9 protein-coding genes and 1 pseudogene are annotated in these 11508 nt (G+C 66.1%); 7 read left to right on the top strand and 3 right to left on the bottom strand.

All coding sequences use genetic code 11. The features are described from left to right. Window positions 1-298 precede the first annotated feature (298 nt). The 4 genes from CKY51_RS09750 to CKY51_RS09760 all read left to right on the top strand — a co-directional run bounded on the left by CKY51_RS09750 (window position 299) and on the right by CKY51_RS09760 (window position 4959). Window positions 299-793: a TspO/MBR family protein gene (locus CKY51_RS09750; protein ID WP_031339074.1), complete on the top strand. Its 495-nt coding sequence runs from the start codon at window positions 299-301 to the stop codon at window positions 791-793. Between the two features lie 455 nt (window positions 794-1248). Next, the gene (locus CKY51_RS22445; protein ID WP_022971508.1) at window positions 1249-1395 is read left to right on the top strand and encodes a hypothetical protein; all 147 of its coding nucleotides are present in this window, start codon (window positions 1249-1251) and stop codon (window positions 1393-1395) included. Window positions 1396-1486: 91 nt separating this feature from the next. Then, the gene (thrA, locus tag CKY51_RS09755; RefSeq protein ID WP_031339075.1) at window positions 1487-3994 is read left to right on the top strand and encodes a bifunctional aspartate kinase/homoserine dehydrogenase I; all 2508 of its coding nucleotides are present in this window, start codon (window positions 1487-1489) and stop codon (window positions 3992-3994) included. Further along, complete coding sequence (locus tag CKY51_RS09760) at window positions 3991-4959, top strand: homoserine kinase (RefSeq protein ID WP_022971510.1); 969 nt, start codon at window positions 3991-3993, stop codon at window positions 4957-4959. Before thrA ends, CKY51_RS09760 begins: the two co-directional genes overlap by 4 nt. Window positions 4960-5086: 127 nt before the next feature. Here CKY51_RS09760 and CKY51_RS09765 read toward each other — a convergent pair. Then, window positions 5087-5278: pseudogene (locus tag CKY51_RS09765) on the bottom strand (hypothetical protein); the annotation flags it as partial. 230 nt (window positions 5279-5508) lie between these two features. On the opposite strand from CKY51_RS09765, the gene CKY51_RS09770 reads away from it, so the two are divergent. Next, window positions 5509-7164, top strand: a complete 1656-nt coding sequence (locus tag CKY51_RS09770) for a tannase/feruloyl esterase family alpha/beta hydrolase (protein ID WP_152249174.1) — start codon at window positions 5509-5511, stop codon at window positions 7162-7164. 747 nt (window positions 7165-7911) lie between these two features. On the opposite strand, the gene CKY51_RS09775 is transcribed toward CKY51_RS09770, so the two are convergent. Beyond that, entirely contained in the window at window positions 7912-8226 is a 315-nt protein-coding gene (locus CKY51_RS09775; RefSeq protein ID WP_031339081.1) for an EthD family reductase, read from the bottom strand. A 164-nt stretch (window positions 8227-8390) separates the two neighbouring features. Between CKY51_RS09775 and thrC the strand changes: the two genes are divergently transcribed. Beyond that, complete coding sequence (gene thrC, locus CKY51_RS09780; RefSeq protein WP_038219982.1) at window positions 8391-9695, top strand: threonine synthase; 1305 nt, start codon at window positions 8391-8393, stop codon at window positions 9693-9695. 303 nt (window positions 9696-9998) lie between these two features. Further along, window positions 9999-10760: a murein L,D-transpeptidase catalytic domain family protein gene (locus CKY51_RS09790; protein WP_022971515.1), complete on the top strand. Its 762-nt coding sequence runs from the start codon at window positions 9999-10001 to the stop codon at window positions 10758-10760. A gap of 6 nt (window positions 10761-10766) precedes the next feature. On the opposite strand, the gene CKY51_RS22955 is transcribed toward CKY51_RS09790, so the two are convergent. Continuing rightward, window positions 10767-11390, bottom strand: a complete 624-nt coding sequence (locus CKY51_RS22955) for a Crp/Fnr family transcriptional regulator (RefSeq protein ID WP_202902248.1) — start codon at window positions 11388-11390, stop codon at window positions 10767-10769. Window positions 11391-11508: the final 118 nt, after the last annotated feature.

The raw sequence follows: 11508 nt of genomic DNA on the forward strand, positions 1-11508 counted from the left end.
GAACCTCCTGACTTGGGAAAGATGCCAGAAAGATCTACTTATGCGGTGTCTGCGGATCGGGGGAGCTTACGCCCCGGCTTTGAGTATCACGGCGATTCGGGACCAGTCCCCAACGAGACGGAGATTGGACTTGAAGAAGCGTTTTTCCGAAGAGCCGACATTCGCCCATAAGAAATTTGATTCAACCACGATTTAGAGGTTTCCGGGCTGTCACCAATGCATCGCATTCTTTTCCTCCGCTAGACACGCGCTATGTCAATGTTGCCCCACCGCATGTTCTGCGCTGCTGGATGGATAGATGATTGTGAAAAGTCGCTTGTCGGTTGGAGTGGGGCTGCTTGGATGGTTGGCCCTGTGCTACGCGGTTGCTGGGCTGGGCGCGATGGCGTCGATCCGTGCGGCGAGCTTTTACGTGGGGTTGTATCGGCCCGAGTGGGCGCCGCCGGGTTGGGTGTTCGGGCCGGTCTGGACGGTGCTGTATGGGATGATGGCGGTGGCAGTGTGGTTGGTGTGGCGCCGCGATGGCTGGGTTGGGGCGCGTGGGGCGCTGGCCTTGTTCGTGCTGCAGTTGGCCTTGAACGGGCTGTGGAGCTGGTTGTTCTTTGCGTGGCATCTGGGCGGTTTGGCCTTCGTCGATATCTGCGCGCTGTGGTTGGCGCTGGCGGCGACGATCGCGGGCTTTGCCAGACGGCAGCGTGTGGCCGCGTGGTTGCTGGTGCCGTACCTGGGCTGGGTCAGCTTCGCAGTGGCATTGAACTACGCCGTGTGGCAATTCAATCCGCAGGTGCTTTGAGGAGCGCGTGATGGCGCGTCGATCGGTACCTCACTCACGCGCCGCTGCAGCAGCAAGTAGCGCATGCGTGGCCTCTAATGAGGTATGAGCAAGGCAGCGACGCTGCTGCCCAACGTAATCGCTCCTCCTGCATCCATCCACCGTTGACGTCGCGGTCTCCCGCGCCGTCATGAATCAGGGCAGACCTCGCGTTGTGCAGCCGCACCTGGCGAAGCCGCACGCCGTCCTGCGAAGTCAGGCGTGGGAAACAGACCGCCGGCACCGCAGGCAGGTCGGCATCGCGACTCACCTTCCTTGCGCATGCGACAGGTCTATGACGGGTGGAAAGTTTCCATGGAAATCAATCGCCTGCGCGAGGCTTGGCTTAACTGGTTGTCGCGCAAGGTTTTCTGCGCGAGTTCCTGCAGACGCGCCACGGTGCTTGCACGCGCCGCTTGACAGCGCTTGGCTTGCTGATGTCTTTTGACGTCATGATCGATGCTGCTTCCACCGCTGTGCCGCTCCCCGATCCGTGCCTGCGGATGGGACCGGCCGTGGCCGGTATCACCACCATGATTACTACCGTCACCATTCGCCCGGTGCGGCCCGTCGTCTTCGCGTAACTTCCGAAAACAACGGCCCCGCACCCGAATCAGGATGCGGGGGTTTCCCTCCCAGCCTGATGCGGACGGGGCCTCCCAACGAGGTCTGTCGATGTCATCGCTCGCCGTTTCGCCCGAACCCGCTGCCGTCTCTGTCGCGTCCTCCCGCACCGTGGTGCACAAGTTCGGCGGCACGTCGGTGGCCGATGCCGAGCGCTATCGGCATGTCGCCGGCCTGTTGCTGGCGCGCGACGAAGCGGTGCAGGTCACCGTGGTGTCGGCGATGAAGGGCGTGACCGATGCCTTGATCGGGCTGGCCGAATTGGCGTCACAGGATCGCCCGGAGTGGCGCGAGCGTTGGCATGAAACGCGTGCGCGCCATCGCGCCGCGGCGGTGGCCTTGCTCGGCGAGCATTCCGGCCCGACGGTGGAGTGGCTGGATGCACGGTTTGCGCAGCTGGAACAGGTGCTGGCGGCGCTGGCGGTGATCGGCGAGTTGCCGCGCGAGGTACTCGATCGCGTGCAGGGCCTGGGCGAGGTGTATTCGGCGCAATTGCTTGGCGACTATCTACGCGCATTGGGTGAGGACTGCGCGGTGCTGGACGCGCGCGAGGTACTGGTGGTCAACCGCGGCGAGCTGGGTGTGGATGTGGACTGGGCGACCAGCGCGCAGCGCCTGGCCGATTGGCGGCAGGCGCATCCGCATAAACGGGTGGTGGTGACCGGTTTCGTCGCACGCGATCGCGCCAATCGCATCACCACCTTGGGCCGCAACGGCAGCGATTATTCCGGGGCGATCTTCGCCGCGCTATTCGACGCCGACGAGTTGCATATCTGGACCGACGTCGACGGTGTGCTGTCGGCCGATCCGCGGGTGGTGCCCGAAGCGGTGCAGTTGGAGGCACTCAGCTACGACGAAGCTTGTGAGTTGGCCTATTTCGGCGCCAAGGTGGTGCACCCGCAGACCATGTCGCCGGCGATCGAGCGTGGGCTGCCGATCATCATCCGCAACACCTTCCAGCCGGAGCATCCCGGCACGCGCATCACCGCCAGCAGCGCGGTGAGCGGGCCGATCAAGGGGCTGACGCTGAGCCCGGACCTGGCGGTCCTGAACCTGGAGGGCACCGGTTTGATCGGCGTGCCCGGTACCGCCGAGCGGGTGTTCGCGGCCTTGCGCACCGCGCAGGTCTCGGTGGTGATGATTTCGCAGGGCTCGTCGGAGCATTCGATCTGTTGCGTGGTCAAGCAGCATGAGTCCGAGCGCGCTCGCAATGCGTTGCTGCAGGCCTTTGCGCACGAACTGAGCGTTGGCCAAGTGCAACGCGTGCAGCTGACCACCGGCATCAGCGTGCTGGCGGCCGTTGGCGATGGCATGACCGGGCAGCCCGGCGTGGCAGCACGGTTGTTCGAATCGTTGGGACGTGCGCAGGTCAACATCTTGGCCATTGCGCAGGGCTCGTCCGAGCGCAATATCTCCGTCGCCATCGATGCGGCCCATGCCACCAAGGCCCTGCGTGCAGCGCATGCGGGCTTCTGGCTGTCGCCACAGACGTTCTCGGTGGGCGTCATCGGGCCGGGCAATGTGGGTGCGGCGTTGCTGGATCAACTGCGCAGCGCGCAGCCGCAGCTGCTGGGCAAGGCGAACCTGGACCTGCGGCTGCGGGCGGTGGTGTCGCGCGGGCGCATGTTGCTGGACGAGCGCGGCCTGGTCGGCGATTGGCGGCAGGCGTTCGCCGCGGCAACGGACCGGACGGATCTGGAGCGCTTCACCGAGCATCTGCTGTCAGCGCATCTGCCGCATGCGGTGATCATCGACTGCAGCGGCAGTGCCGAGGTTGCCGAGCGCTATGCCAGCTGGCTGGCGGCCGGCATCCATGTGGTGACGCCGAACAAACAGGCCGGCTCCGGTCCGCTGGCACGCTACCAGGCGATCCGTGCGGCTGCAGACGCCAGCGGCGCGCGCTTCCGCTACGAGGCCACGGTCGGGGCAGGGCTGCCGGTGATCACCACCTTACGCGATCTGGTCGATACCGGCGATACGGTGACCTCGATCGAAGGCATCTTCTCCGGCACCCTGGCCTGGCTGTTCAACAAGTACGACGGCAGCGTGCCGTTCTCCGAACTGGTCGCCGCCGCGCGCGGTATGGGCTATACCGAACCGGATCCGCGCGACGATCTGTCCGGCGTTGACGTGGCGCGCAAGCTGGTGATCCTGGCGCGCGAAGCAGGGCGCTCCATCAGCCTGGAAGATGTGCAGGTTGAAAGCCTGGTGCCGGAAGGGCTGCGTCAGGCCAGCGTGGACGATTTCATGGCTCGGCTCTCCGAAGTGGATACGGTGTTCGCGCAGCGGCTGGCCGATGCGCGTGCGCGTGGCAACGTGCTGCGCTACGTGGCGCAGCTACCGCCTGATCGTGCGCCCAGCGTCGGGCTGGTCGAATTGCCGGCCGACCATGGCTTTGCCAACCTGCGCCTAACCGACAACGTGGTGCAGTTCACCACGCGTCGCTACTGCGAGAACCCGTTGGTGGTACAAGGCCCGGGCGCGGGGCCGGAAGTGACCGCCGCAGGCGTGTTCGCCGATCTGCTGCGCGTGGCGGCAGGTGAGGGCGCGCGGCTATGAACCCTACAGATCTGTCGTCGCTGCGCGCAGGTGCGGGGCATTCCGCGCCGCGCGAGGCACGAGCGTTCGCCCCGGCCTCGGTGGCCAACGTGGCGGTCGGGTTCGATCTGCTTGGTTATGCATTGGACGGCGTTGGCGATACGGTGACCGTGCGCCGTATCGATGCGCCGCAAGTACGCATTGCCGCGATCCGTGGTGCGGCTGTCGAGCTTCCGCTGAAGGCCGAACGCAACACCGCGGGGGCGGCATTGATCGCGCTGCGTACCGCGTTGGCGTTGCCGTTTGGCTTCGAGCTGGAGATCGACAAGGGGATAGCGCTCAGTTCGGGCATGGGCGGGTCGGCGGCGTCGTGCGTGGCTGCGCTGGTAGCGGCCAATGCGCTGTTGGAGGCTCCGTTGTCACCGGACCAGCTCTATCTGCACGCGCTCGACGGCGAAGCGGTGGCCAGTGGCAGTCGCCATGGCGATAACCTGGGTCCGATGTTGTTAGGAGGCTTGGTGCTGTCCACGTTGGAGCGGGTCGTGCCGGTGCCAGTGCCCGCGGCATGGCATAGCTTGGTCGTGCATCCGGATGCGGTGCTGGAAACGCGCCGCGCGCGCGCAGCGCTGGCCGGCAACTATCGGCTCGATGAATTCGTGGCGCAGAGCGCCAATCTTGCTTTGGTGTTGGCGGGCTGCCATGCCGGTGATGAATCGCTGGTTCGCGCAGGCATGCGCGATGTGCTGATCGAGCCGCGGCGTGCGCCGTTGATCTGCGGCTTCGACGCAGCCAAAGCCGCCGCGTTGGCTGCGGGTGCGATGGGTGCGGGCATTTCCGGAGCTGGCCCCAGCGTGTTTGCCTGGTTCGCCACGCGCGCTGCAGCCGAGGCAGCCGCAGCGCCTGTGCAGGCTGCATTCGCCAATGCCGGCTTCGGCAGCCAGAGTTGGGTGTCTGCGCTGAACTGCCCGGGCGCCAGGCTGCTGTAGCGCGCACGGGACCAGTTGTGGGCGCGCCGCGGTTGAGGCGTGTGGTTCCGGCAATGCCGTCTGCAACGTGATCGAGCGCGCGTTCTGCACGCAAGGGACCTGAGTTGACCGTTGCACGCAGACCCTGCGCTGGCGCCGATGCATGCGTGCGGCAGCTGCGCATGCCGATGATCTGTGACCCGGACATCGCTTTGAATTGCGAGTCCACTGCACTGTGCGTACAGACATTTGCGCGCTTCGTTTCCACATAGCAGCGTTCGTTTCTGCCATCTGGCATTTTGCGGTCGCCGCTAGCATCCAAGCCCACGTCCATGCCCATGGGCATGGCGATCGATCGGCAGGCAAAGCTGTGTCACCTGCGGCGGACAGGGGCTTACATCCCGACGCAGGGCGACATCATGATGTGCGCGCCGTGAGATGCCATGTGGAGTGTTCGGTGTCCCGACCGCCCGGTCGAGACGGTAAATCCGCTTCTTGCCTGACGAGGAATTCTTCATGGCTCGATTGGACTGGCCGAGCGTGCTCGGCCCAGTGGTGGTTGCAACCGGTTTGTGCTTCGTGGCGACATCGGCGTTTGCTTCCTGCGCGGATCTGCTGAAATTGTCGGTACCGTCGACGACGATCAGCACGGCCGACGATGTGCCTGCAGGCAATTTCACCGCGCCCGACGGCACCGTTGTCAAAGGATTGCCGGCGTTCTGCCGTGTGGTCGGCGTTGCGCGGCCAAACAGCGATTCGGAGATCGGTTTCGAAGTCTGGATCCCTTCTTCCGGCTGGAACGCGAAATATCTGCAGGTCGGTACGGTGGTGTTTGCCGGCACGATCCAGTACAACTCGCTAGGTTTTGCCTTGCGCCGTGGCTACGCCACCGCCACCACCGATGGTGGTCATCGTGCGACGGTCGGCGATGCAAGTTTCGCGCTCAACCACCCCCAGAAAATCATCGACTGGGGATACCGGGCGCTGATCAAGACGGCCGTCGACAGCAAGCAAATCGTGTCTGCATATACGCAGAGCGCACCGCGCTATTCCTACTTTTTTGGCTCCTCCAACGGTGGCCGCGATGCGCTGATGGCCGTGCAGCGCTATCCGAATGCGTTCGATGGCGTGATTGCCGATGCGCCGTCCGCCGACTGGACCCACAACGCATTTTCCTGGCTGTGGTCCGAAGATGCCGAGTTCGGCAATCCGGCGGCCACCATCACGATGGCCAAGCTGCCGGCGATCCAGGCCGCGGCACTTGCCCAATGCGATGCCAAGGATCTGACCGCAGACGGGGTGGTCAACGATCCGCGTCTGTGCCGCTTCGATCCCAGCGTGCTGCTGTGCGCTGCCGCCGAAACCGACAGTTGCCTGACTGCAGACCAGATCATGGCACTGGACTCGATTCTGAGCGGTCCGGTCAATCCGCGGACCGGACAGCGCATTTACTATGGGTTTGAGCCGTTCGCCGTCGCCCTGCCGACCTTCTGGGACCGCTGGGTCACCGGCAACGCCACGATACCGGGCGGTGGGCATGCGCTGCTGGCCAATCAGTTCTTCGCCAACATGGTGTTCAACACCCCTAGCGCCTCGTTCGACCATACCAAGGTCAACTTCGACAGCGATGTCGCCCTCACCAACCGTACCTCCATCGCCGGTCAGCGGCTGGCCCACGTGATCAACGCAACGTCGCCGGATCTGAGCCGGTTCCGCGCGCGCAACGGCAAGCTTCTGCTGTACATCGGCTGGGAAGATCCCGTGGTGCCGCCGCGCGGAATGATCGCCTATTACGAATCGGTCGTTGCAAAGCTGCGTGCTGGCAGCGCATCTGCAATCAGCGACGACCAAGCATTGCAGCAGACGCAGCAGTTCTTCCGCCTGTTCATGGTGCCCGGGATGGGCCATTTCACCGGTGGCCCGGGCGCGACAGCGTTTGGCGCGCTGTATGGCGCACCCGGGTTGGCGGTCGACCGCCAGCACGATGTGTTGTCGGCGATGGAAGCCTGGGTCGAGCAGGGCGTCGCGCCCGATCGCATCATCGCCGCCAAATACGTCAACGACGACCAAACCCAAGGCGTGTTGCGTACGCGTCCGCTGTGCAGCTATCCGCAAGCGGCGCAGTGGACTGGCCGGGGCGATTCCAACCAGGAGCAGAACTTCGTCTGTCTCGATGGTCCCCGTGGCGCCTATCCAGATAGTGCGGAGGCTGGACTGTCGCGCTGAGCAGACCGATCTGTGCGTTGCTTCCATAGCGCGCATGGTCGAGCATGCGCGTAGTCGAGCACGTCGATCAGACGTGCAGGCAGAAGATCAGCACTGGTTGGGGTGCGCATTGCGCCTGTGCTGGCGTGCCCACTCCTGCTGTCTTTCAGGCGTCGAGCTGCCGTAATGTAGCGGTAGCTCGCACTGGCTGTGTGACTACACAGGCGGATCAGGCGCGCAGGAAGCTCAGAAGGGCCTGGCCGCAGCGGATTGCTCGTTCGCTGGCGCCAGATGCCGATGCGCGTCTCATCGCGAAGCGATGCGTCGCAAGGACGGCGCGTCTGCGCTCGTAATCTGGTAACGTTCGTGGTCGAACGCGCGAGCGGATGGCGCCGCTGCGAAGATGCGCGTGGCGGCGGACGGAACCCGATGGCGGGGCGTCGGTCGATTGGGCGCGCGGCGCATGCCGGACCGGCTGCTGCGCTTGCTGAGTCGAGCCGTGCCAGCCCTTAGAGAAGATGAGTCAGAACAAGTGATGTGTGGATCGAGTCATTGTCGTCCTGGATCGACGACGCACCGAGCACAGTGGCGTCATCCGGGCTGTACGGGTCGCCTCGCAGTGCGTGCGATTCCCGCGTGATGCCGTCCGGTCGCTGCGCGTCGGGCGCTGTTGCTCGACAGTGCGCTGCCGCGGCACGGCGCCTGCGACGTGGTGCGGGCGCAGGGCGGTGCGATGCACGGCATGTTGCACTGCACGCGCCGCGCGGCTCAGCCAACCATGACTTCGCTGATCTGCATCACCGGGGTCAGGTCGGTGTAGTTGGCGATGTCGCCCAGAATCTCGCCTGCATGCGGTCCGAAGCTGGCATTGAAGGCTTCCTGCGACGCGCAAAAGATGTGGCACATGCCGATGAACGCCGGCGGGCTGCCGGCGTCTCCGCCGCTGATGCCTTTGTCCACCGTGTATTTCAAACAGGCCGGTCCCATGCGCGCGCTCACCAGCGGCATGTGTTGGTCGCGGTAGTAGGCGTGATCGAAGCGGGCGCCGTCGCGGTACGGGTACATCACGCTGACCTTGATCATCTGCCGGCTCCACGGGAAGGTGCGCTCAGCATAGCGCCGCATCGGTGGCGATGGATGACCGCGCGGCGGCGGGCCGCCACACGGCAGATCCCGACCACCTCGCCACCGCCTGCCGGTGTTCTCCTGGGCATGGCCCCGACATTGCTTTCTTTGGAGTCCTGTTGATGTTCATTTCCACCCGCGGCGGCGCGCCCGCCACCAGCCTGAGCCAGGCCATTGCTACCGGGCTGGCACCCGATGGCGGTCTGTATGTGCCGCAGCAGTTGCCGCCGGCGCGTCAGCTGCATGCCGGTCGCACCCTGGCCGAAACCGCCGCCGCGCTGTTGCAGCCATTGTTTGCCGGCGATGCGCTGGCCGCCGAGCTGCCGGCGATCTGCAGCGAGGCCTTCGACTTCCCCGCACCGTTGGTGCCGCTGGCCACGCCCGGCGACTACGCGCTGGAGCTGTTCCATGGCCCGACCGCGGCATTCAAGGATTTCGGCGCACGCTTCCTGGCGGCCTGCCTGACCCGCCTGCGGCGCGGCAGCGATCGCCCGCTGACCATCCTTGTCGCGACGTCGGGCGATACCGGTGCGGCGGTGGCCGCGGCCTTCCATCGCCAGCCTGGCGTGCGGGTGGTGGTGCTGTATCCGGATGGACGGGTGTCGCCGCGGCAGGCGCACCAGCTGGGCTGCTTCGGCGACAACATCCAGGCGCTGCGGGTGGCCGGCAGCTTCGACGATTGCCAGGCGATGGTGAAGCAGGCGCTCAACGATGCGGCGCTGCAGGCGCAGGTGCCGCTGAGTTCGGCCAACAGCATCAGCCTGGGACGCTTGCTGCCGCAGATGAGTTACTACGCGCATGCGGCGCTCGCGCATCACGCGGCCTCGGGCGAGGTGCTGAACCTGGTGGTGCCGACCGGCAATCTGGGCAATGGATTGGCGGCGATCCTGGCGCGGGCGCTCGGGGTGCCGTTGGGACGCATCGCGCTGGCGTCCAATGCCAACCACGTATTGCCGGATTACTTCGCTGGCGACGATTACGTGCCGCAGCCCAGCGTGGCGACGGTGGCCAACGCGATGGACGTGGGCGCGCCGAGCAACTTCGAGCGATTGCGCTGGCTCTACAACGGCGACGACGCGGCATTGCGCGAGGAATTCCGCGCATTGTCGGTGGACGATGCGGCCATCCGTCACACCATCCAGCAGCGCTTTACGCGCTATGGCGAGGTGCATTGCCCGCATACCGCCACCGCCGTGCACGTGCTCGCGCAGCTGCGTGCCGAGGGCGCCGAAGGCGGCACCGGCGATTGGGCCGTCGCGGCCACCGCGCACCCGGCCAAGTTCGAAGGCGTGGTCGAGCCATTGATCGGACGTGACGTGGAGGTGCCGCCGGCCCTGGCGGCGCTGCTGCAGCGCCCGGCGCATGCCGAGCCGCTGGCGCCGGACTACCCGGCGCTGCGGCAGCGATTGCTGGCCGAGCCGGCCTAGAGCGTGTTGTGCACGTTGAGATGAGATGCGTTGGTCGTCAGCGGTGCGGAGCGCGCTCGTGCCGCTGACGGCCAACCCTCCAAGAAGCGTCCTGTGGCGCGCCGAGACCGCGTTGCGCGCCTTGGCCAGGCGGCCAAGCGCACGCCTCGTCTCGACGCGGCACAGGACGCTTCGCACTCACCTCAAAGGACATAACACGCTCTAGCACAACCTGTTCAGGCGGCTGGGCTTGGAAAAAAGCGCAGCGGCGGCTATTTCTAACGGGTGCGGGTCCGCGTGGCACCGCGACGTGGTGGATTGTGCATGTCTCATCGATGGATCGCCGTCGTCGCCCTGATCTGCGGGTGGACGACGGCTGCCGCGGCGCTCGCCGCCGACACGTTTACCGTACCGACCGTGCCTGCGCTGGGGGCCACGCGCAGCGGCCTGGTCGATACCCTGGCCCGGCAGGCGCCGGCGCTGGACCGCCAGGTGCTGCGCCTGGCCACCGACGCCTTGCACTGCGCCCGCCAGCGCGGCCAGGTGGGCGATGACGGCGTGCTGAGCGTGATCGACTACCGTCGCCCGTCCACCCAGCGGCGGCTGTGGGTGTTCGACCTGACCCGGCGCAAGCTGCTGTTCGAAGAGTGGGTGGCGCACGGTCGCAATACCGGCAGCAACCTGGCCGCACATTTTTCCAACGACGACGGCAGCTTCCAGTCCAGCCTCGGGGCCTTTACCGCGCAGGAGGCCTATACCGGCCAGAACGGCTATTCGCTGCGCCTGCAGGGACTGGAGCCGGGCTTCAACGACCATGCGCGCGACCGCGCCATCGTCATCCACGGTGCACCGTACGTCAGCGAGGCCTTGATCCGCAGCCAGGGCCGGCTTGGGCGCAGCCTGGGCTGCCCGGCCGTGCGCCCGGCAGTGGCCAAGCCCTTGATCGACAGCTTGCGCAACGGCGGATTCGTGTTCGCCTATTACCCGGATCGGGCCTGGTTGCGCGGATCGCAGCTGCTGCAACGCGGCTGCGGCGCTGGTGTGGCCGCCGCATCTGCTGCTCGCACCTCTGCTTCGCAGCGCTAGGTGGCGCTAGACCGTGTCGCCGGCCAGCCGGCGCAGCGCGGGATAGTCGAGGATCTGCACCAGGTGCAGCTGTGGCAGCGCGAGCAAGTGCTGCTGCTTGAGCTTGGTGAAGGTGCGGCTGACCGTCTCCATGGTCAGGCCAAGATGGTCGGCGATGTCGCTGCGGCTCATCGGCAGCGCCACTGTGTCGCCGGCGGCACCCGGCTGGGTGGAGCGGGCTGCCAGGCGCAACAGGAAGTGGGCGAGGCGCTCGCTGGGTTGCAGCCGGGCCAGCAACAGGCCGGTGTCCTGGGCGGCGGCCAGTTCCATGCTGGCGCGCTGCAGCAGCTTGCGCTCCAGCGGGGGATAGCGTTCGCGCAGTTGCCGCATCTGCGCCAGTGGCGTACGACAGACCCGACTATCGATGATCGCTTCGATGTCGTGGCGGTGCTGCGGGGTCTCGGTCAGGCCGACATAGTCGCCAGGCAGGACGAAGCCGGTGATCTGGCGGCGGCCGTCGGCCAGGGTGCGCACCAGTCGCAATGCACCGGAGGTCAGGGTGTAGACGTGCTGGCGCGTCTCGCCTGCGCGCACCAGCGTGCTGCCCGGCGCATGGGCCTGTGCCGTGGTGACCTGGTCGAGCGCTGCCATTTCCTGCGGCGACAGTGCCGCGCAAATGGCGCGGCCGCGGACCGCGCACAGCGCGCAATCGCCGGCCGGATCGTCGTTCGGTGCCGGGCAGGTCGCGCTGGGGTCGGAAAGCTGCCGG

This window comes from Xanthomonas maliensis, assembly GCF_009192945.1.
GTDB classification, from domain to species: Bacteria; Pseudomonadota; Gammaproteobacteria; order Xanthomonadales; family Xanthomonadaceae; genus Xanthomonas; species Xanthomonas maliensis.

Coding starts and splice junctions, on each gene's coding strand:
- CKY51_RS09750 (WP_031339074.1), top strand. CDS start 299: ATGATTGTGAAAAGTCGCTTGTCGGTTGGAGTGGGGCTGCTTGGATGG.
- CKY51_RS22445 (WP_022971508.1), top strand. CDS start 1,249: ATGTCTTTTGACGTCATGATCGATGCTGCTTCCACCGCTGTGCCGCTC.
- thrA (WP_031339075.1), top strand. CDS start 1,487: ATGTCATCGCTCGCCGTTTCGCCCGAACCCGCTGCCGTCTCTGTCGCG.
- CKY51_RS09760 (WP_022971510.1), top strand. CDS start 3,991: ATGAACCCTACAGATCTGTCGTCGCTGCGCGCAGGTGCGGGGCATTCC.
- CKY51_RS09775 (WP_031339081.1), bottom strand. CDS start 8,226: ATGATCAAGGTCAGCGTGATGTACCCGTACCGCGACGGCGCCCGCTTC.
- thrC (WP_038219982.1), top strand. CDS start 8,391: ATGTTCATTTCCACCCGCGGCGGCGCGCCCGCCACCAGCCTGAGCCAG.
- CKY51_RS09790 (WP_022971515.1), top strand. CDS start 9,999: ATGTCTCATCGATGGATCGCCGTCGTCGCCCTGATCTGCGGGTGGACG.
- CKY51_RS22955 (WP_202902248.1), bottom strand. CDS start 11,390: ATGGCAGCGCTCGACCAGGTCACCACGGCACAGGCCCATGCGCCGGGC.